Source organism: Microbacterium sp. 22242 (assembly GCF_052045495.1).
Lineage (GTDB): Bacteria > Actinomycetota > Actinomycetes > Actinomycetales > Microbacteriaceae > Microbacterium.
Genome location: NZ_JBQEOZ010000017.1, coordinates 39,364 through 58,793 on the forward strand (window position 1 = coordinate 39,364; position 19,430 = coordinate 58,793).

Sequence of the window (19,430 nt, forward strand, 5' to 3'; positions counted from 1 at the left end):
TCACTCGCTCCATTCGTAGAATCCGCGGCCGGTCTTGCGGCCCAGGTGGCCGTCCGCGACGAGGTCGCGCAGCAGCTGCGGCGGCGCGAAGCGCTCGCCGAGCGCGGCGTGCAGCTCCTCGGCGATGCCGAGTCGCACATCCAGCCCGATGATGTCCGTCGTGCGGAGAGGTCCGGTGGGGTGCCGGTAGCCGAGTTCCATCGCCGCGTCGATGTCGGCCGCCGTGGCGACCCCCTCCTCGAGCATCCTGATCGCCTCCAGCGCGAGCGCGACGCCGAGCCGGCTCGACGCGAACCCGGGGACGTCGGCGACCACGATGGCGGTCTTGCCGAGGGCGGCGACCCAGTTCCTGGCGTCGGCGACGAGCTCCTGGTTCGTGGAGGCGCCGACGACGATCTCGACGAGCACCGAGGCGGGCACCGGGTTGAAGAAGTGCAGCCCGAGGAAGCGCTCCGGGTGCTCCAGCGATGCGGCGAGGTCGTCGATCGAGATCGAGGAGGTGTTCGAGGCGATCGCCGCGGTTGTCGGGACGGCGGCCTCGACTCGGCGCAGGCTGTCGGCCTTGAGCGCGCGTTCCTCGGGCACGGCCTCGACCACGAGGTCGCGATCGGCGAACAGCGCGGCATCCGTGCCGGTCTGCAGCGCCGCGGCGAGCTCGTCGAAGACGCGGTCGGTGCTGCCGCGCTCGATGGAGCGGCGCAGGCTCTCCCTGACGCGCTCCCCCGCCGCGATCGCGGATGCCTCGTCGCGCTCGACGACGACGACCCGGGATCCGGCGAGCAGGAACGCGTGCGCGATGCCCGCGCCCATGCGTCCGCCGCCGAGCACGCCGACGCGCTCGGGCGCCGTGGGGTCCACTCCGCTCATCGGCGGATCCTCCGTTCCAGGAAGGCGGTCATCCGCCGATGCTTCTCGGGGCTCTCGAACAGCTCGGACTGCAGCTCCAGCTCGATCTCCGGATGCCGGTCCGGCCTGGCGAGCAGCGCGGTCTTGGTGTGCCGGGTGGCGAGCGGATCGTTTGCGGCGATGCGGTCCGCGATCGCGTGCGCGGCGGCGAGGAGGTCCTCCGGCTCGTGCAGCGACGACAGCAGACCCCACTCGAGCGCCTGCCGGCCGGTGAGGATGCGGCCGGTGAGCAGCAGCTCCGCCGCCCGCGCCTCCCCCACGATCTGCGGCAGCCGCCACGTCGCTCCGGCCGCGGCGATGATGCCGAGCCCGGTCTCGGGGTTGCCGATGCGCGCGGACGGCGTGCCGATGCGGATGTCGGCGGCGTAGGCGAGCTCCGCGCCCCCGCCCAGCGCGTAGCCGTCGACCGCGGCGATCACGGGCATCGGCAGCTGCCGGATGCGCCGGAACGCGGTCGTGTTGATGCCGGCCCGCGCATCCTGCGCACGCCGGTCGCGGAGCTGGGCGATGTCGGCGCCGGACGCGAAGACGCCGCCGGCTCCCCTGAGGATCAGGATCCGCGGATCCGCCTCCAGCTCGGCGCAGAGGGCGTGCAGGGCGTCGATCATGGCCTGGTCGATGGCATTGCGGACGTCCGGGCGGTCCAGCGTCGCGGTGACCCGGGCGGCGGCGCGCTCGATGCGCAGGATGTCGGGCCCGGATCCGTGCGTGGACGACGAAGCGCTGGTCATCGTCACACCCGCTCCAGGATCATCGCGGTGCCCTGGCCGACGCCGACGCACATCGTGGCGAGGCCGTAGCGGGCGCCCTCGCGCTCCATCCGGCCGAGGAGCGTCACCAGGATCCGGCAGCCGCTCGAGCCGAGCGGATGGCCGAGCGCGATCGCGCCGCCGTCCGCGTTCACGATCTCCGGATCCAGGCCGAGCCTTCGCATCGAGGCGAGGGACTGGGTCGCGAAGGCCTCGTTCAGCTCGACGGCTCCGAGATCCGCGATCGTGAGCCCGGCCTTCGCGAGGGCCTTCTGCGTCGCGGGGACGGGACCGAGCCCCATGATCTCGGGGGCGAGTGCGGCGGAGGCCGAGGCGACGATGCGCGCCCGCGGCACCAGTCCGTGCCGCTCGATCGCGGCGGATCCGGCGACGACGACCGCTGAAGCGCCGTCGTTCAGCGAGGACGCGTTGCCCGCGGTGACGACGGATCCGCCGGCGACCACCGGACGGAGCCCGGCCAGCACTTCGAGCGTGGTGTCATGGCGCGGCCCCTCGTCGGTGTCGACCGGCCCGCCCCGCGGGCTCTGCACCGCGACGATCTCCGCCGTGAGACGTCCGGCATCGATCGCGGCGATCGCCCTCTGGTGACTGCGCAGCGCGAACGCGTCCGCGTCCTCCCGGGTGATCCCGTCGACGCGCGCCACCTCTTCGGCGGTCTCCGGCATCGAGAACGTCGCCTTGTCCCGGGCCGCGAGGCGCGGGTTGACGAAGCGCCAGCCGATCGACGTGTCGAACGCCTCGCCCGGCTTGCCCCAGGCGCGCTGCGGCTTGGCCTGCACCCAGGGCGCGCGGGTCATGGACTCCGCACCGCCGGCCACCATCGCGTCGGCGTCGCCGGCCCGGATTGCCTGCGCGGCGAGCGCCACCGCGGACATGCCGGACGCGCACAGCCGGTTGACGGTGAGCCCGGGAACGGTGTCGGGCAGCCCGGCCAGCAGGGCGGCCATCCGTGCGACGTTGCGGTTGTCCTCGCCCGCCTGGTTCGCCGCCCCCAGGATGACCTCCTCGACCGCGTCGTCCGGCAGCCCCGCCCTGTCGACGGCCTCGCGGACCACGAGCGCGGCCAGGTCGTCCGGGCGCACGTCCGCGAGCGCTCCCCCGTAACGGCCGACCGGCGTGCGCACGCCGCCGATGAGGTAGGCCTCGGACATCGTCATCCTCTCGGGTCGTCGTCGCGCGGGTGTCCGCCGGGCGGATCCCGCCGATCCGATTCCCAACCGATCGTTCAGTAAAAGGATGGCAGACCGAGGCGCGCCCGGCAAGTCCGCACCGTCGCCGGTGGCAGAATGATGCGGATGAGCACCGGATCCGCGAACGCGCCGGAGACCGCCCCCGCGGCGGAGGCCCCGAGCACCGCGGAGGCCCCGAACACGGCCGAGGCCGCCGCCGAGGCGGTGCCGCGCGTTCGACGCGGGCGGCCGGGATACGACAGGGCTCAGGTGCTCGAGATCGCGGTACGGCTGTTCAACGAGCAGGGCTACGACGCCACCAGCGTGTCGTCGCTCGCCGAAGAGCTGGGTCTCAGCAAGGCGGCGATGTACCACCACTTCGCCTCCAAGGAGCAGATCCTCGAGATCGCCCTCGACGACGCCCTCAGCGGCCTGGAGGCCGTGCTCGACGGGGCGCTCGCGGACGAACGGCTCCCCGCCGCGACCCAGCTCGTGACCGTGATCGAGGGCGCCGTGCACGTGCTCGCGAGCCGGCTTCCGCAGGTCACGCTGCTGCTGCGCGTGCACGGCAACAGCGAGATCGAGCGCGCCGCACTGGAGCGCCGCCGGATCTTCGATCAGCGCGTCGCGCGTCTCGTGGAGACGGCGCAGCGCGAGGGCGTGCTGCGCGCGGACATCCGCCCCTCGGTGGCCACTCGCCTGATGTTCGGCATGATCAACTCGATCATCGAGTGGTACCGGCCCGGGCACACGTCGTTGACCGCCGACAAGCTCGCCGCGGACGTCACCCGTGTGATCTTCGACGGCCTGCGGGCGGGCTGAACGCGGATGCCCGCCCGGCGTCACCGCCGGACGGGCATCGAAGCGGGCGCTTGCGCGCCTCGGGAACCGCTCGTCAGAGCTCCTGCTCGACCACGCGCGGGTTCGGCTCCGGCGCCTCGCGGTTGTCGAGGAGACGGAACAGCACCGCGGCGATCGCGGCGCCGACCAGTGGAGCCACGATGTACAGCCACAGGTTCGCCCAGTCGAACTGGCCGCTGATCGAGAGGCCGAGCGCGACGGCGGGGTTGAACCCGCCGCCCGAGATGCCGCCCACCGCGACGGCGCCGACGAAGACCGTGCCGCCGATCGCGAGGCCGTAGAACGAGTTGACCTCGTTGTCCTTCGAGGTCGCGACGTTCAGCACGACCCAGACGAGCGCGAGGGTGACCAGCGCCTCGACCAGGAAAGCCGGGCCGACCTGGATCTTGGTCGGCGCTGCCGCGTGCGGCCACACCGCGAAGCTGACCAGCGCGGCGAGGGCGCCGCCGACGAACTGCGCGACGACGTACAGGACGAAGTCGACGACGCTCATCGCGCCGCGGATCAGGACGCCGAGCGACACGGCCGGGTTGAGGTGCGCGCCGGAGATGTGGCCGGCGGCGTACACGAGGACCATCAGGGTGAGGCCGATCGCTAGAGCCGTGAGCGGGCTCTTGCTGTTGACCGCGCCGATGATGCTGAACACGAAGAGGAACGTCGAGATCGCCTCAGCGAGTGCGCTCCGAGCAGTACCAGTCATGACGTATGCCTTCTCTTGTCAGGTCAGGGTGAGGGCGGACGCGCTCCGCCCCGGCACGCCGACCGGCGCACCCTGGATAACGGAGCCAGAATACCGGTTTCCTGTCAATCCGCTGGGAGCCGCAGCAGGAAACGGCGGATCCGCGAAAAACCCTTGACCGGGGCCCCGATCGATCATACAATTTCATCATCCAGAACTTCTATTCCACATTTCGGAATAACCAACATGACCGAGAGAAGGCGATGATGCCCAAGACCACGAGCACCCCCGGACAGCGCCTCGCGGCGGTCTACCCGCTGATCGATGTCGACCCGGACTTCCACATCCCCGCGCGTCGGGAGAGCCGTGTGGTGCGCTTGCTCCGCGCCGCCTTCGGCCGCCCGCGTCCCGCCGCGGGCTGAGACCCCGTCCGGGGGCCAGCGTCGTCCTCCGGTACGGCCCCGACTCGGTGCCCCGCCGAGCCGGCGTTCCCTACTCGGTCCGCACGCCGTCGGCCGGACCGATCCGCGCGTGACCGGCGTTTCGGAGCCGAATGGTCGCGTTCTCGTCGATGCTCGTCCTGACCTGGCCGACATCCCCCGTGCCCTCGAGTGCGGCCCAGAAGATGAAGGGCAGGAACAGCGTGCGGATGAGCATCGCCCACCCGGCCTTCGGCAGTCCGATCCGGCCGCCGTCGCTCATCCTGACCAGACGCGTCCCGGCGAGGAGCGCCCCGAGCGCCCGGCCGTCGCGATAGCACCAGCCGTACAACAGCGGCAGGATGACCAGGAGCAGCAGCGCGACCACCGCGCCGCCGGCCGGTGCGTACGGGTCCGACGAGCGCGCGGCAGTGAGGACGCCGAGCCCGATCGCGGCCCCGTCGACGAGGACCGTGTCGATGAGCCACGCGAGCACGGCCGCGGAAACGGTCGCTTCGACGTAGAGGCTGCCATCGGCATGCGCTTTGAGCCGCTTCGCTGGGGCGTCACCCAGCAGCGGTGCGAGCTGCACGCGCAGCCGGGCGAGGGCGGACCGAGCCTCCTCAGCGGGCTTCAGCGGGATTTCGGGACCGACGCTCACAGCATCAACCCTAGGACAGTACCGAGCCGATCGGCTTGGTACGGAATCCCCAACCCGAGCGGCGGGCGCACCGGGCGTCGCTCGCGCCTGCTGCCAGGTGGTCCAGAGCGTCCGACCGGTAGCCTTCCTCTCGGGATGACGACCTGATCGGATGGGCAGATGGACACGACGCCGAAGCTGAGGGCCGAAGGGCACGGGCGGGCCGTGGTCCAGTCGCGGGCGATCGCCAAGCGCGAGCAGCTGCTGCTCGGCGCGGCCGCCGTGTTCGACGAGGTCGGCTACGCCGCCGCCAGCCTGTCGATGATCGAGCGCCGCTCCGGGGTTTCCCGGGGCGCCATGTACTTCCAGTTCACGACCAAGCGCGAGATCGCCGACGCGGTCATCGACGAGCAGCACGCGACGTCGAGCCGCCTCGTGGTGGCCGCCGCAGGCACGGGCGCCGGCCCGGTCGAGCAGATCGTGATGATGTGCCACGGCCTTGCCGCGCAGATCGTCGACGATCCCGTCGTGCGCGGCGGCATCCGGCTCACCATGGAGCTGGCGTTCGACGACGAGGGCCCGGTGCGCCCCTACGTCGGCTGGATCGACGTCATGGCCGACCTGCTCGGACGGGCTCAGGCCTGCGGGGACGTGCGCTCCGAGATCGTCGCCGTCGACGCCGCGCGGGTTCTTGTCTCGGCGTTCACCGGCACGCAGCTGGTCTCGCACGTGCTGGACCGGCGCGCCGACCTCTCCCGCCGCGTCGACGACCTGCTGCGCATCTTCCTTGCGGGCATCATGACCGATGCGCGTCGCGAACGGATCGACGACGTGCTGGCCGCGCGCTGCTGAGCTGACCCGCCTCATGGGCTCGCGGCGACCGCACTCGCCGCGACACAAGAACACCTCCACAGGATCCGCGGGACTCCGCGGTGTGGAGGTGAACTCTGTAGCAGCAGCGGGGCTTGAACCCGCGACCTCACGATTATGAGTCTTGCGTCTCCCCGAGCAGGGCATTGATCTGCACGATGAGCTCCGGAATTCGATGACGTGCCGCGGTCCAGACGACGCCATCGTCGACCACCGCATAGCCGTGCGCGAGCACGTTCCGCAGCCCGACGATGCGGTGGAGGTCGGGGATCGCGGCAGCAGTCTCCGGATCGTGCTTCCGCAGATTCCCGAGCGCCTCGCCGACGATCTCCAATTGCCGTTCGACCGCAGAGCGATGAAGTGCGTCCTGACGATAGGTGTCTTCGTCGAGATCGGTGATGAACTCGCTCACCCGCCGAGCAGCCTCTCCAGCATCCCAGAGGAACGCTGACGATTCAGGCCGCATAGAGTTCCTCGGCGGTCGCGAAGGCACGCTCTCGGAAGTAGGGATTGCGCACGGCCTTGGCCATCACGAGATCGACCGGGCGCCCGAAGATCTGCTCCAGGTCCTCCTTCAGGCCGAAGTACGCATCGAACGTATCGCCCGCCTCAGTCGAGAGGTCTACGAGCACGTCGACATCGCTGTGCTCCGGATCGAACCGTTCCGTCACCGCCGACCCGAAGACGCGAAGGCGCTGAACACCGCGAGTCCGCGCAACGCGCGCGATCTCTTCTCTGTCCACGTCGATCTTCAACGCCATGGCTCCGAGTGTACCGACGGAGGCACGAAAAAACCCCGTCGAGGACGGGGTTTGAAAGTAGCAGGAGCGGGGCTTGAACCCGCGACCTCACGATTATGAGTCGTGCGCTCTCACCAACTGAGCTACCCTGCCGCACGGCATCCACATGGATACTGTGAGCCCCGAGTCAGGATTGAACTGACGACCCCTTCCTTACCATGGAAGTGCTCTGCCACTGAGCTATCGGGGCGTGCTGCCCCGGAGGGCAACCAGACGAGAATACCAAAGATTCGGCGCTCGGCTAAATCGGGCCCGGCAGACCCTGCCTCAGGGGGCGAGACCCGTTTCCGGCACCACGGGAGCGCACGGCATCCTTCACCGAGACCCTCCGCAGTGACGGCGCCGCGCGGCATTTCAGCGCGGCTCCGGGGCTCAGGTCTCCTGCAGGATCCGGCGTTCCAGCTCTGCGACGAGGTCGGCACTGCCGGCCAGGCACAGCCGCCGGATGATCGTCGGTGCTTCCGGCCGGAGGAATCGTCCGCCCGCCTCCTCGACGAGCAGGGCGCCGGCGGCGAAGTCCCACGGCTGCAGGCCGCGTTCGAAGTACCCGTCCAGCCGGCCTGCGGCGACGTAGGCGAGATCGGTCGCCGCACTGCCGCCTCGGCGCAGGTCGCGGGCGATCGGCATCACCCGTCCGACGACCTCGAGGTCGCCGGCGTGCGTGCTCGGGTCGTAGCCGAAGCCGGTCGCCAGCAGGGCGCCCGCCTCACCCGCCTCCGCGATCCGCAGGCGCGCACCGTCGACGTACGCGCCCTCGTGGCGCGCGGCGGAGAACATCTCCCCCACGACCGGGGAGTTCACCGCGCCCGCGAGCGCGGTCCAGTCGTCGGGGCCGACGCCCTCGACGGCGGCGATGCTCACCGCGTAGAGCGGAATGCCGGTCGCGTAGTTCACGGTGCCGTCGATCGGGTCGACCACCCAGGTGATGCCGCTGGTCCCCGAGCCCGTGCCCGATTCCTCGCCGAGGAATCCGTCGTCGGGCCTGGCCGCGGTGAGCCGCGTGCGGATCAGCGCCTCGACCTCCCGGTCGGCGTCGGTCACGATGTCGGCGAGAGAGCTCTTGGTCGCGGCGAGCGTCACGCCCTCGGCACGCCGCCGCCGGGCGAGCTCCCCGGCCTCGCGGGCGATCTCGATCGCGAGATCGCTCAGTTCGAGCGGCGAGATCACGAGATCGGCGGCACGGGCGGCGCAGGCGGGAAGGCAGGTGCTGCCGGAGCAGGGCGAGGTGCGTCCGGCGCAGGCGCGCCGGGTGCCGCACCCGCGGGACCCTGTGCGACGGCATCCTTTGCGACAGCGGCCTGCTGTGCGTCCGGCCCCGACGGTGCGTACGGCTCCCCGCCCGGCCGAAGCTGGGCGGCGGACTGCTCCGGCTGAGGGAGAGCCTGCTGCGGCACGCCCGGCTGCGGCTGCGCGGACGCCTGGGGTGCAGGGAAGACTGTCGCGCCCGGCGCGGGAACGCCGGTGTAGTACGCGTTCCAGTCCGGGTTCCCGTCCGGCAGCATCGGCAGCGGGGTGCGCGCGTCGGCGTAGGTGGGCCACGGCTGCGCGGCCGCGGTCGGATAGGCGACCGTCGCGGGCGCCGCGTACGGCACCAGGGGCGGCGCGGCGGCGGTCGGGCGCTTAGGCGCGAACAGTGCGTTCAGCAGCGGGATGAGCATGGTGCCGACCGCAGCGAGGATCGTGAGCGCGACCACGATCCGCCAGTACAGCTCGTCGTAGTGGAACGTGTGCGGGAAGGTGAGGAAGAACACCAGCATCGCCACGAGCAGCCCGAGGAACACGAAGGTGGCGTACACGATCACGCGGGTCAGCACCGTGACGTGCCGTCGGGCGGCGCGCTGGAACAGCCGCACGTGCAGCAGTGCCAGCTGCAGGATCCCGACCACGAGCACCAGCTGGAAGAACCGCTCCATCCCCCCGAAGTACTCGGTGTCGTCGGGCAGCCAGATCTTGACCGCGCCGACCAGCAGCGCGATGATCCACGAGATCATGCTGAGCAGCGACACCCAGTCCTGACGGTTGGGTGCGAGCCCCGCCTCGAGGATCGCGATCCCGGCGAAGCCGGCGAGCAGCACGATGGTCAGGAACGCCCGGCCGATCAGGCCCTGCTGATCCCCGAGCAGCACCCACACCACGCACACCAGCGCGGCGGCGACGAGCGCGCCGATCGCGATCCAGATGGCTCCGCGGATCAGCAGAGACGTGTTCGGTTTCGACTTCTCGGGCGCGTGTGCGTTCGTCATGGGTCCCCGTTCCTCCGGTGTGCTCTCATCCTCGCACGGCGGGGATCCTCACCGCGGAGGCCGTCGAGAACCGTGGAGAACTCCGCGGGCCGGCGGGCTGTGCGGGGCGGGCGTCGTGGTCAGCGCCCGGCCGAGCGGGCCGCGAACGCGGCGATGAGCGCCTGCGCCTCGGATCCTCCGAACGCCGCGGCGATCGTGCGGGCCTCCTCGTCCAGCTGCCCCTGGAACGTGCGGTCCTGCCGGGAGCGGATCAGGCGCTTCGCCTCCCCGTAGGCGCGGAACGCGCCGGACAGCCAGAACCGGGCGAGCTCCTCGGCGCGCGTGCGCACGGCGGCGGCGATCGTCTCGGCGTCCCCTTCGCCGATCGCCTCGGCCGCGATGCCCCACTCCACCGCCTCGGCCGCGGAGAGCAGCCGGTCCGTGAGCAGCAGCTGCAGGGCGCGCCGCTCCCCGACCGTGCGGGCGAGCTGGGCGCTGACGGAGAGGTCAGGGGTGAGACCGACGTTGGCGTAGCGGCTGCCGATCTTCGAATCGGCGCCGATGACCGCATAGTCGCTCGCGAGCAGGAGCCCCAGCCCTCCGCCCGCGGTGGTCCCGTGCGCCGCCGCCACGACCGGCACCGACGAGGAGGTGAGCGCGCTGATGCCGGAGTGGATGACCTTCGCGAGCCTCTCGATGTCGCCGCCGCCGGCGAGAGAGGTGGCCATGTCGATGACGTCGCCGCCCGCGCAGAACGCCCGCCCCTCGCCTTCGATGAGGATCACGCCCACCGCGCTGTCCCCGGTCGCGCGGGCGGTGACGTCGGCCCAGGCCCCGGCGAGCTCGGCGTTGAAGGCGTTCAGCCGGTGCGGGCGGTTCAGCGTGATCCGGGCGAGGCCGTCCTCGACGCGGTAGTGCAGCGGCTCGGTCATGGGTGACTCCCTCGGGATCGGCGGCGATCGAGCGGCCCGCAGGCCGCCCGATCAGCCTACCCGCGCTCGCGCGGACGGTGGCACCGAGTCTCAGTCGACGTGAGCCTGAGGTTCAGTCGTCGCCGAGCACCGCGGCGACGAAGGCGTGCACGCGGCGGTGCGTGCCGTCGAGGCGGCGGTCGACGTGCCGCTCCGCGCGGATCTCGTTCGGGGCGAGCGGCGGGGCCAGTCGCACGCTCTCGTGGCAGGAGAGGTCTGCGCATATGTAGGTGCCGACCGTGGATCCGCGGCGCCCGGCCTCTCCCCCGCGGCGGGCGGCGAACAGCGCGATCTGGTTGCCCGGCTGCATCGTGTGGCAGAGGTTGCACATGCCGGAGCGGGCCCTGGTCGGATCCGCGGCACGCAGCACGATCCCCACCGGCTCGCCGTCGCGCTCGATGACGATGCAGCCGTTCTTCGCCGCGACCGGGTCGCGCCAGGCGAAGAAGTCGAGGTAATCCCATTCCGCGAGCAGCAGGTCGTGCGGCATCGCGATCTGCGCCACCTCCTCGGCGGTGGCGTTGCGGAACGACGCCCGGATCTGGTCTTCGGTGAGCGCACGCATGAAGACCAGTCTAGGAAGGCGTCGCCTCACCGCTCCAGGACGACCGCCATGCCCTGTCCGACGACGATGCGGATCGCGGCGACGGCCACCCCGCCGCACTGACGTCGGGAAACATCTCGTCGATCACGCCGCGCCGTCCTCGGCGAGCACGCGGCCGGCGATCCGGAACGCGGTGTTGGCCGCCGGCACGCCGGCGTACACGGCGGACTGCAGGATCACCTCGCGGAGTTCGCCGACGGTGAGCCCGTTGCGCAGGGACGCGCGCACGTGCATCGCGAACTCCTCCTCGTGCCCGAGCGCGATGAGCGAGCTCAGCACGGCGATCGAGCGGGACCGGCGGTCCAGCCCGGGCCGGGACCACACGTCCCCCCAGGCGACGCGGGTGATGAAGTCCTGGAAGTCGGCGGTGAAGTCGGTCGCGGCGGCGGTCGCACGGTCGACGTGCGCGTCGGAGAGCACGGCGCGGCGCACGGCCATGCCCTGCTCCCTGCGCTCGGCGTCGGACAGTCCCTCGTCGGCGGTCATGGTCGGGTCCTCTCTGCGGCGGCGGGCTCGGCGTCGCCCGGTTCAGCCGCGACGGGCTCGGCGTGGGCGGCGGCGAAGAAGTCGTCGAGCAGCGCGGCGGTCGTCTGCGGCTGCTCCGCGGGCGGCAGATGGGCCGCATCGCGCACCTCGAGGACGTCTCCGTGCCGCACCCCCTCCGCGACCTCCCTCGCCTTGCTCTCCGGGGCGACCTGGTCGTGCTCTCCCCACAGGGCGAGCACGGGGACGTCGATCGCGCCCAGCCGGTCGCGGACGTCGAACACGGCGAGCGCCTCGCAGCACAGCGCATAGCTCTCGTCGTCGGCGTCCTGCAGGGTGTGCAGCAGCCGGCCGGTGAGCTCGGGATCGCGCGCGATCGACTCCGGCGCGAACCAGCGCTGCGCGGATCCGATGATGAGGCTGGACGTGCTCTGCGTGCGCACCTGCGCCGCGCGGTCCGTCCAGCTCTCCGGCGTGACGAGCTGCGCGCCGGAGGCCAGGATCGCCGCCGCGGACACCAGCCCGGGATGGCGCAGGCACAGCTCCAGCCCGACGGCTCCGCCGAGCGAGACCCCCGCGTAGCGCACCGTCATCCCGCCGAGGCCGCGGATCCCGTCCGCGACGGCGTCCGCGAGCTCGCCGACCGTGAACGGCTCCGCTGCCGGAGCGGACGCGCCGTGCCCCGGCAGGTCCCATGCGACGACCCGGTGCCGGCGGGCAAGCTGCGGCAGGGTGCGCTCCCAGAGGATCGCGGAGGTGCCGAGCGACGGGCCGAGCACGAGCAGCGGTGCGCCTTCGGGGCCGATCGGGGCGGTGAACGACAGCGCGGGGATCACGGCCGGATCCCGTCCTGCAGCGCACGGTGCACGGCCTCATCGGTCAGCCGTGCCGCAAGCCCGGTGTACTGCGCTGGATCCAGCAGCGCGTCGACGTCGAGATCCGCCGCCTCCGGCAGCTCCCGGAGCAGCTCGTCGAGCCCGCGGCCGGCCGCGGCCGCGGCGATCAGCGCGTCGAACGGCGCCTTCCCGATCCGCGGCACCAGGACGAGTGCGAGTCGCTCGCTGACCACGAGCCCACCGGTCAGGCCGAGGTTGGCCCGCGAGCGGTCTGCGTCCAGGACGAGCCCCGGCGCCAGCGCGGCGGCGCGGGCGGTCGCGCCGACGGCGAGCCGCAGGAGCTCCTGCAGGGCGGGCCACTCCGCGTGCCAGGCGCCATCGGGCCGTTCGTCCACCGCGAGCCCCGCGGAGAGGTGCAGCTGCGCGGCGAGCCCGGGGGCGCGCATCGCGGCCGACCGGATCAGCACGGCGTCGACGGGGTTCTGCTTCTGCGGCATCGCGCTCGAGCCGCCTCCCGCCGCCACGGACGCCTCGCCGACCTCGGTGCGGGCGAGCTGCGCGACATCGCTCGCGAACATGCCCACGGCGCCGATGACCGCGGCCAGGGCGTCGCCCAGCTCGGTGATCGGCCAGCGATCCGTGTGCCAGGGCGCTTCCGGTGCACGCAGGCCCGCCTGCGCGGCGAACAGGGCGGGGAGCTCGGCCGCGACGTCCGCGCCGAACAGCTCGACGAACGACGCGAGTGTTCCGCCGGCTCCGCCGAGCTGAGCCGGCAGCCGCTCGGCGGTCTCGGCCAGACGGCGGCGTGCCCGTCCGAGCGCACGCAGCCAGCCCGCCACACGCAGCCCCACGGTGGTCGGGACCGCGTGCTGGGTCAGCGTGCGGGCGACGGCCGGATCGTCCTGGTGCTGCTGCGCGAGAGCGAGCAGGCTCCCCTCGGCGCTGCGGAGCAGGTGGTCGACCCGGCTGCACACGCCCGCTGCCATGGCCATCAGCGCGGTGTCCAGGATGTCCTGGCTCGTCGCCCCGCGATGCACCCAGGCCGCGGCGTCCGCGTCGTGCGCGGCGACGCGCTCGCGCACGAGCGGGATCACCGGGATGACCGGGTTCCCGCCGGCGACGGCCGCGCGCGCGAGCGCCGCCAGGTCGAGATCGAACCAGGGCTCGCGCATCACCGCGAACGACGCCTCGTGCACCGACTCCGGGGCGACCCCCGCCGCGACGAACGCCCGCAGCAGCGCGAGCTCGGCGTTGACGAGCGCGAGTGCCACGGCCCGGTCGGAGGCCTCCTGCACGTCCGCCGTCACCGGGGAGAGCAGGCTGTCGGCGTACCACCCGTCAGAAGACCCCTCAGAAGACAAGGAACACCGTCTCGTCCTCGCCCTGCAGGCGGATGTCGTGGCGCAGGCTGCCGTCGGGCTCGCGCACCGCGATGAGCGTCGCGCGCTCCGCGGGCGTGAGCGTCGACAGCAGCGGATCCGCGTTCAGCGCCTCCTCCGCTCCCGGAAGGTAGATGCGGGTGTGCAGCTTGTCCGGAAGACCCCGCGCGTAGACGATCGCAGCGAAGAACGGCGCCGCGGCGGACGCGCCGTCCTTGCCCGCTCCGGGCTCGCGGGTCCAGAACTCGTAGCGGCCCTCGTCGGTCGTGAACGAGCGGCCGAAGCCGGTGAACGTGTGGTCGTCGCGGCGGAACGCGCCGCGGGAGCGCGGCACCGATCCGTCGGCATCGGCCCCGAAGATCTCGATCATCGCGTCCGGGATCGGTGCGCCCGCGCCGTCGCGCACGGTGCCGCCGAGCAGCACCGCACCCGGGCTGTGCGGGAAGGCGACCTCGTGCATCTTCGGGTACTCGGTGCCGTACGCGAAGAACGGCCCGACGGTCTGCCCGGCCGTCGCCTCGAGCGTGCGTGCGGGAACGGCGACGTCCTGCGCGGCCCCGGTGAGCCCCTCAGCGGGCTCGAGCGTGCGTGCGGGAACGGTCATCAGTGCTCCTCCTCCGGCTCCGACCAGGTGGCGTCAGGGCCGTCCACGACGATGTCCCAGCGGTACCCGGTGGCGAACTCGGGCGTGGTCAGGTCGTGATCGTAGGTCGCGACGAGCCGGTCCCTGTCGGCCTGACGGCGGATCGTGTTGTAGATCGGGTCGAGCGGGAACAGCGGATCGCCGGGGAAGTACATCTGGGTGACGATGCGCTGGGTGAACGAGTGCCCGAACACGGAGAAGTGGATGTGCGCGGGGCGCCACGCGTTGACGTGGTTCTTCCACGGATACGGCCCCGGCTTGATCGTGGTGAACAGGTACTCGCCGTTCTCGTTCGTGACGACCCGGCCCGCGCCGGTGAAGTTCGGATCCAGGGGTGCCGGGTGCTGGTCGCGCTGGTGGATGTAGCGGCCGGCCGAGTTCGCCTGCCACAGCTCGATCAGCTGGTTCGGGACCGGCCTGCCCCATGAGTCCAGCAGCCGCCCGCGCACCGTCATCCGCTCCCCGAGCGGCTCGCCGGCGTGCTGGATCGTCAGATCCGACTCGATCGCCGCGACGTCGCGCTGCCCGAACGCCGGCGAGAACAGCTCGATCGTCTCCGGGTCGACCAGCTTCGGGTTCTTCGTGGGATGCCGCAGGATGCTGGAGCGGTACGGCGGGAAGTCGTGCATCGTGCGCGGCAGCGCCTCCCCGGCCTCCTCTCGGCGGTCGTACTCGGCGTGCAGCGCGCGGATCTCAGCGGTCATCTGCGCCTGCGTCACCTGATCCGGTGCGGCGAGCAGCGCCTCGGGCGCGGCGGCGGGGGTGGTCTGCATGGTCCTGTCTCCTTCGACCGGGCGCCTCGCGCCGCGGACACCGACAGCGTCTCTCGCGGCAGGGGCGCCAGGACGTGTTTTCCCACCCAATGGGAATCGGATCCGTTCCGTGCCATCCTGGATCCGTGGCGAACTCCCCCTCCGGCGACTCCGTGACGGATCGACTGCTGCGGGTCCTGGAGACCTTCACGCCGACCCGCACGGTGCAGACCGCCGCGGAGATCGGCCGCCGCGCGGGCCTGCCGCCGTCGACCGCGCACCGCGTGGTGGGCGAGCTCGTCGACGTGGGCCTGCTCGAGCGCGATGAGGATCGTCGCATCAGGATCGGCATGCGGCTGTGGGAGCTGGCGACCCGCTCCTCGCACGCCCTGCGGCTGCGCCAGGCCGCGATGCCGTACATGGAGCGCGTGCAGGGCCGGATCCGCGAGCACACCCAGCTGGCGATCCTCGAGCAGGACGAGGCGCTGTTCCTGGAGCGGCTCTCCAGCCCCGACTCCGGCTCGAACGTCACCCGCGTGGCGGGGCGGCTTCCGCTGCATGCGTCGTCGTCGGGCCTCGTGCTGCTCGCGTTCGGCGCCAGGGAGCTGCAGGAGCGGATCCTCTCCGGTCCCCTCCCCCCGCTCACCCGCGAGACGATCGCCGACGGTGCCGCGCTGCGCCGCAAGCTCGCCGAAGTGCGCCGGCTCGGGCATGCGGTCGCACCGGGGTACATCGAGGCCGTGTCGACCGGCGTCGCCGTGCCGGTGCGCGACGAGACCGGCACGGTCATCGCCGCCCTGTCGACGGTGCTGCGCCGCGATCAGCAGACCGACGTGGCGCTGTTCGAGCTGCACGCCGCGGCGCGGGACATCGAGCGGGCGCTCGGCTTCCGCCGCTGATCGGCGACCTCGCCCTTCGGAGCGAAGAAATCCCGTTCAACGGGATTCATCCTGCGGCGCATGCGGGCTGCGGGCGATGCTGACGCGGTCGAAGGAGACTCATGACCCCCACGATCCGCACCCGCGTCGCCATCGTCGGCGCCGGCCCCGCAGGACTGATCCTGTCGCACCTGCTCGCCGACGCGGGCATCGAGTCCGTCGTGATCGACCAGCGATCCCGCCGGGAGATCGAGACCACCATCCGCGCCGGCATCCTCGAGCAGGGCACGGTCGACCTGCTCACCGCCATCGACCCCGGCACCCGCGTGCACACCGTCGGCCAGCGCCACGACGGCATCGAGCTGCGGGTTCAGGGCGAAGGCCACCGCATCGACTTCCCGGGCCTGGTCGGCCGCAGCGTGTGGCTGTACCCGCAGCACGAGGTGCTCACCGACCTGCTCGCGCTGCGCCTCGCGCGCGGCCAGGACGTGCTCTTCGAGACGACCGCCGTGCGCGTCGAGGGCGCGGACACGACCACACCACGGGTGATCGGGACGGATGCCGAGGGCGCCGGGTTCGTGATCGACGCCGAGGTCGTGGTGGGCGCCGACGGCTCCCGCTCCGTGGTGCGGCAGGCGGTCGCCGGATCCTCGCGCGACGGCTACTTCCGCGAATACCCGTTCGCGTGGTTCGGGATCCTGTGCGAAGCGCCGCCGAGCTCGCACGAGCTCATCTACAGCAACTCCGACGACGGCTTCGCCCTGATCAGCCAGCGCTCCCCCGAGGTGCAGCGCATGTACTTCCAGTGCGACCCGGACACCGATCCGCATGCTCTGAGCGAGGCGGAGATCTGGGACACGCTGCAGCGCCGCGTGCCGGGTACGACGCTGACCGAGGGCCCGATCTTCCAGCGCGACGTGCTGCGCTTCCGCAGCTTCGTCGCGCACGAACTGCGCCGCGGCCGCACGGTGCTCGTCGGCGACGCCGCGCACACCGTGCCGCCGACGGGCGCCAAGGGCATGAACCTCGCCGTCGCCGACGTGGTCGTGCTCGCCAGGGCGCTCACGGCGCTGCTCGCGGACAACGATGAGCGCCTCATCGACGGCTATGCGGACACGGCGCTGCGCCGCATCTGGAAGGCCCAGCACTTCTCCTGGTGGATGACGAGCATGCTGCACACCGCGCCCGACGCGAGCGAGTTCGACCGGCGCCGCCAGCTCGGCGAGCTGCGTTCGGTGGTCGAGTCCGAGTCCGGGCGGGCGTTCCTCGCCGAGGCGTACACCGGCTGGCCGTTCGAGACCGGGCTCTGACGGCGCAGGCGGCACCGCCCGCGCTCTGCCGCTCAGGCGCGGTGCCCGGCCCGCGGTGCTCAGGCGCGGTGCCGGGCCCGCGGGCGCACGCGTGCGGCGGGCAGCGCGGGCCCCGGGATCGCGGGCCCGACCGCCCCGGAAAGCTCACCGATGCCTTCGACCACAAGGCGCACCACATCCCCCTCCGCGAGCGGCGGCGGGGTGAGGGATCCGTTTCGCCCCCACAGCTCGCCGAGGCAGCCGCCGTTGCCGACGGTGCCGGATCCGAGCACGTCACCCGGGACGACGCGCGAATTGCGCGAGGCGTAGGCGACCAGCTCGGGCAGCGGCCAGCCCATGTTCGACACCAGATCTTCGCCGATGAGCACGTCGTTGATGTACGCCTCCGCGCGGACGGCGAGGAAGCCGCCGCCGTCCAGGTACGGCGCGAGCTCGTCCGCGGTCACGATCCACGGACCGAGGCTCATCCCGAAGTCCTTGCCCTTCGCCGGGCCGAGGCGCACCTTCATCTCCCGGCCCTGCAGGTCGCGCGCCGACCAGTCGTTCATGATCGTGTAGCCGAAGATCGTCTCGGCAGCCTCGGCGGCGGTCAGGTTCGCCTGGCCGACGCCGGGCGCGGCGCCGATCACCACGGCGAGCTCGAGCTCGAAGTCGAGTCGCTCGGTGACCGGCGGCGAGACCGGCTCACCGGGGCCGAGGATCGTGTGCGGGTTCGTGAAGTAGAACGTCGGCGCCTGATACCACTCCGGCGCCACGTCGCTCTTGCCCTCCACCCCGGCGCTCACGCCCTCGACGTGCTCCTCGAACGCGACGAAATCGCGGATCGCGGCGGGGACCAGCGGCGCGAGCAGCCGCACCTCGGCGAGCGGGCGGCCGGAATCCGGCCCCTGCCGAAGTGCCCGGCCGTGCAGCTCCCCGGCGGCCGTGAGGCCCGCGGCGAGCACGTCGGCGACGGTGCGCCCGTCCGGGAACGGCACCACGCGATCCTCGACGACGAAGCCCTCCTCGACGGATCCCTCCGCCGGCTCCCAGCGTCCGATCCTCATGGCCTCAGGCCTCCAGCTCGGCGAAGGTCTCGGCGACCCAGTCCGCCGTCCACTGCGCGACGTAGGGCATGTTGTCGATGCCGATGTGCTCGGCGCCGCCCTCCTCCTGGGAGAAGATGCGCAGCTCTCGCTTGGGCGAGTTCACCGCCGCCTCGTACTCCTGGTGCGCGTACGCGACCGGGATCTGCCGGTCGCCGATGCCGTGCGTGACCAGGAACGGCACGGTGATGTTCTCCACCACGCCCTCCAGCCGCATGTTCTTCGTCTTCTCCCGGAAGTCGTCGTCGTCGGTCGCGCCGAACACCCAGCGCACGTGGTCCCAGTAGTGCGGCACCGGGTTCTCGCCCTCGCGGCGGCGGCGCGCCTCCTGCACGGCGGCCCAGTCGTAGTTCGCACCCCACGCCACGGCGAGCGCGATGCGCTTCTCGAACGCGGCGGCGCGCGGCACGTAGTAGCCGCCCAGCGACCACCCCACGAGGCCCACCCGCGCGGGGTCCACGTCCAGGTCTGCGGCGTTCTGCTCGACCCAGTCCAGGATCGACGCGGCCCACACCTCGGTGTCGTAGCGCGCGTGCAGATCCCGCATGCGCAGCGCCTCGCCCGATCCGGGCGGGTCCATCATGAGCGTGGAGATGCCGCGCTCGGCGAGCAGCTGCGGGAACCCGGAGGTGTACATCATCTCCTTGGTCGAGTCCAGGCCGTTCCACATCACCACGAGCGGGTGCGGGCCGTCGCCGGGCGCGCGGTGGAAGTAACCGGGCAGGGCGGAACCGGCGGGGGCGTCGTCCCCGGCGTAGGGCACGTCGACCGTGGTCAGCGGCACCCGGCCGATCTCGACGTGCTTGAGCAGCAGGTCGATCGACTTCTGGTAGGCGGCCTTGCGCCCCTCCCACTTCGGCGACTGCAGCCGCTCGGCCTGCGAGGTGTACAGCGCGGCGCGGTAGTACTTCTCCGCCGCTCCGCGCCACCAGCCGCGCGCCTCGTCCTCCTGCGCAGAGGCGAGGATCCGGTCCGCGACGGCCTGCCACGACGAGTACAGCAGCTCGGTGCCGACGTCGTCGCCCTGCTGCGACGCCTCGAGCACCGGGCGGGACGCCTTGTCCACGTCGTCGATGAGGCCGCCGTTGTTGAGCGAGGCGACGACCGCCATGCTCCAGACGTAGTTGGTGGGGAAATACAGGTACATGAGGGC

Annotated in this window: 23 protein-coding genes and 2 tRNA genes; 5 read left to right on the forward strand and 20 right to left on the reverse strand. The window is 72.0% G+C overall.

What is annotated here, in order from left to right; all coding sequences use genetic code 11:
• From ACTJJZ_RS15585 to ACTJJZ_RS15595, 3 genes are read right to left on the reverse strand one after another with little or no spacing between them, the layout of a single operon-like run.
• Positions 1–867, reverse strand: a complete 867-nt coding sequence (locus tag ACTJJZ_RS15585) for a 3-hydroxyacyl-CoA dehydrogenase family protein (protein WP_440722104.1) — start codon at positions 865–867, stop codon at positions 1–3.
• Positions 864–1,637, reverse strand: coding sequence for an enoyl-CoA hydratase/isomerase family protein (locus tag ACTJJZ_RS15590; RefSeq protein WP_440722105.1), 774 nt, complete (start codon positions 1,635–1,637; stop codon positions 864–866). Before ACTJJZ_RS15590 ends, ACTJJZ_RS15585 begins: the two co-directional genes overlap by 4 nt.
• A 2-nt stretch (positions 1,638–1,639) precedes the next feature.
• On the reverse strand, positions 1,640–2,827 hold the full coding sequence (locus ACTJJZ_RS15595) for a thiolase family protein (protein ID WP_440722106.1): 1,188 nt from the start codon (positions 2,825–2,827) through the stop codon (positions 1,640–1,642).
• Between the two features lie 144 nt (positions 2,828–2,971).
• Between ACTJJZ_RS15595 and ACTJJZ_RS15600 the strand changes: the two genes are divergently transcribed.
• Positions 2,972–3,667: a TetR/AcrR family transcriptional regulator gene (locus ACTJJZ_RS15600; protein ID WP_440722107.1), complete on the forward strand. Its 696-nt coding sequence runs from the start codon at positions 2,972–2,974 to the stop codon at positions 3,665–3,667.
• Between the two features lie 73 nt (positions 3,668–3,740).
• Here the strand turns inward: ACTJJZ_RS15600 and ACTJJZ_RS15605 are convergent, their stop codons facing one another.
• On the reverse strand, positions 3,741–4,406 hold the full coding sequence (locus ACTJJZ_RS15605) for an MIP/aquaporin family protein (protein WP_440722108.1): 666 nt from the start codon (positions 4,404–4,406) through the stop codon (positions 3,741–3,743).
• A gap of 245 nt (positions 4,407–4,651) precedes the next feature.
• Here ACTJJZ_RS15605 and ACTJJZ_RS15610 point away from each other — a divergent pair, with 245 nt between their 5' ends.
• On the forward strand, positions 4,652–4,807 hold the full coding sequence (locus ACTJJZ_RS15610) for a hypothetical protein (protein ID WP_440722109.1): 156 nt from the start codon (positions 4,652–4,654) through the stop codon (positions 4,805–4,807).
• 70 nt (positions 4,808–4,877) lie between these two features.
• On the opposite strand, the gene ACTJJZ_RS15615 is transcribed toward ACTJJZ_RS15610, so the two are convergent.
• A complete protein-coding gene (locus ACTJJZ_RS15615) occupies positions 4,878–5,465 on the reverse strand; it encodes a hypothetical protein (RefSeq protein ID WP_440722110.1) in 588 nt (195 codons plus the stop codon).
• 159 nt (positions 5,466–5,624) lie between these two features.
• Between ACTJJZ_RS15615 and ACTJJZ_RS15620 the strand changes: the two genes are divergently transcribed.
• Positions 5,625–6,296 carry a ScbR family autoregulator-binding transcription factor gene (locus tag ACTJJZ_RS15620; RefSeq protein WP_440722111.1) on the forward strand — a complete coding sequence of 224 codons (672 nt, stop codon included), beginning with the start codon at positions 5,625–5,627 and terminating at the stop codon, positions 6,294–6,296.
• A gap of 133 nt (positions 6,297–6,429) precedes the next feature.
• On the opposite strand, the gene ACTJJZ_RS15625 is transcribed toward ACTJJZ_RS15620, so the two are convergent.
• The 13 genes from ACTJJZ_RS15625 to pcaH form a co-directional block, all read right to left on the reverse strand.
• Complete coding sequence (locus ACTJJZ_RS15625; protein WP_440722112.1) at positions 6,430–6,780, reverse strand: HepT-like ribonuclease domain-containing protein; 351 nt, start codon at positions 6,778–6,780, stop codon at positions 6,430–6,432.
• A complete protein-coding gene (locus ACTJJZ_RS15630; protein WP_440722113.1) occupies positions 6,770–7,075 on the reverse strand; it encodes a nucleotidyltransferase family protein in 306 nt (101 codons plus the stop codon). The genes ACTJJZ_RS15625 and ACTJJZ_RS15630 overlap by 11 nt, the downstream gene beginning before the upstream one ends.
• Positions 7,076–7,133: 58 nt before the next feature.
• Positions 7,134–7,207 (reverse strand) — tRNA-Met (locus tag ACTJJZ_RS15635).
• A gap of 25 nt (positions 7,208–7,232) precedes the next feature.
• Positions 7,233–7,304: transfer RNA gene (locus ACTJJZ_RS15640), tRNA-Thr, on the reverse strand.
• Positions 7,305–7,486: 182 nt separating this feature from the next.
• Positions 7,487–8,281: an inositol monophosphatase family protein gene (locus ACTJJZ_RS15645; RefSeq protein WP_440722114.1), complete on the reverse strand. Its 795-nt coding sequence runs from the start codon at positions 8,279–8,281 to the stop codon at positions 7,487–7,489.
• Positions 8,278–9,357 (reverse strand): hypothetical protein, encoded by a 1,080-nt coding sequence (locus tag ACTJJZ_RS15650; protein WP_440722115.1) that lies wholly within the window; start codon positions 9,355–9,357, stop codon positions 8,278–8,280. The genes ACTJJZ_RS15645 and ACTJJZ_RS15650 overlap by 4 nt, the downstream gene beginning before the upstream one ends.
• A gap of 119 nt (positions 9,358–9,476) precedes the next feature.
• Positions 9,477–10,268, reverse strand: coding sequence for an enoyl-CoA hydratase/isomerase family protein (locus tag ACTJJZ_RS15655; RefSeq protein ID WP_440722116.1), 792 nt, complete (start codon positions 10,266–10,268; stop codon positions 9,477–9,479).
• 112 nt (positions 10,269–10,380) lie between these two features.
• Complete coding sequence (locus ACTJJZ_RS15660) at positions 10,381–10,872, reverse strand: FBP domain-containing protein (RefSeq protein ID WP_440722117.1); 492 nt, start codon at positions 10,870–10,872, stop codon at positions 10,381–10,383.
• Positions 10,873–10,995: 123 nt separating this feature from the next.
• Positions 10,996–11,397: a 4-carboxymuconolactone decarboxylase gene (gene pcaC / locus ACTJJZ_RS15665; protein ID WP_440722118.1), complete on the reverse strand. Its 402-nt coding sequence runs from the start codon at positions 11,395–11,397 to the stop codon at positions 10,996–10,998.
• Entirely contained in the window at positions 11,394–12,230 is an 837-nt protein-coding gene (locus ACTJJZ_RS15670; protein ID WP_440722119.1) for an alpha/beta fold hydrolase, read from the reverse strand. Before ACTJJZ_RS15670 ends, pcaC begins: the two co-directional genes overlap by 4 nt.
• Entirely contained in the window at positions 12,227–13,591 is a 1,365-nt protein-coding gene (locus ACTJJZ_RS15675; protein WP_440722120.1) for a lyase family protein, read from the reverse strand. The genes ACTJJZ_RS15670 and ACTJJZ_RS15675 overlap by 4 nt, the downstream gene beginning before the upstream one ends.
• Positions 13,581–14,213, reverse strand: coding sequence for a protocatechuate 3,4-dioxygenase subunit alpha (gene pcaG, locus ACTJJZ_RS15680; RefSeq protein ID WP_440722121.1), 633 nt, complete (start codon positions 14,211–14,213; stop codon positions 13,581–13,583). Before pcaG ends, ACTJJZ_RS15675 begins: the two co-directional genes overlap by 11 nt.
• A complete protein-coding gene (gene pcaH, locus ACTJJZ_RS15685) occupies positions 14,213–15,025 on the reverse strand; it encodes a protocatechuate 3,4-dioxygenase subunit beta (RefSeq protein ID WP_440722122.1) in 813 nt (270 codons plus the stop codon). Before pcaH ends, pcaG begins: the two co-directional genes overlap by 1 nt.
• A gap of 125 nt (positions 15,026–15,150) precedes the next feature.
• Here pcaH and ACTJJZ_RS15690 point away from each other — a divergent pair, with 125 nt between their 5' ends.
• Together ACTJJZ_RS15690 and ACTJJZ_RS15695 are read left to right on the forward strand one after the other, a co-directional pair.
• Positions 15,151–15,903, forward strand: a complete 753-nt coding sequence (locus ACTJJZ_RS15690) for an IclR family transcriptional regulator (protein WP_440722123.1) — start codon at positions 15,151–15,153, stop codon at positions 15,901–15,903.
• Positions 15,904–16,004: 101 nt separating this feature from the next.
• Positions 16,005–17,192 carry a 4-hydroxybenzoate 3-monooxygenase gene (locus ACTJJZ_RS15695; protein ID WP_440722124.1) on the forward strand — a complete coding sequence of 396 codons (1,188 nt, stop codon included), beginning with the start codon at positions 16,005–16,007 and terminating at the stop codon, positions 17,190–17,192.
• A 59-nt stretch (positions 17,193–17,251) separates the two neighbouring features.
• Here the strand turns inward: ACTJJZ_RS15695 and ACTJJZ_RS15700 are convergent, their stop codons facing one another.
• Together ACTJJZ_RS15700 and ACTJJZ_RS15705 are read right to left on the reverse strand one after the other, a co-directional pair.
• Positions 17,252–18,238: a fumarylacetoacetate hydrolase family protein gene (locus ACTJJZ_RS15700; protein ID WP_440722125.1), complete on the reverse strand. Its 987-nt coding sequence runs from the start codon at positions 18,236–18,238 to the stop codon at positions 17,252–17,254.
• 4 nt (positions 18,239–18,242) lie between these two features.
• Complete coding sequence (locus ACTJJZ_RS15705) at positions 18,243–19,424, reverse strand: alpha/beta hydrolase family protein (protein WP_440722126.1); 1,182 nt, start codon at positions 19,422–19,424, stop codon at positions 18,243–18,245.
• Positions 19,425–19,430 lie beyond the last annotated feature (6 nt).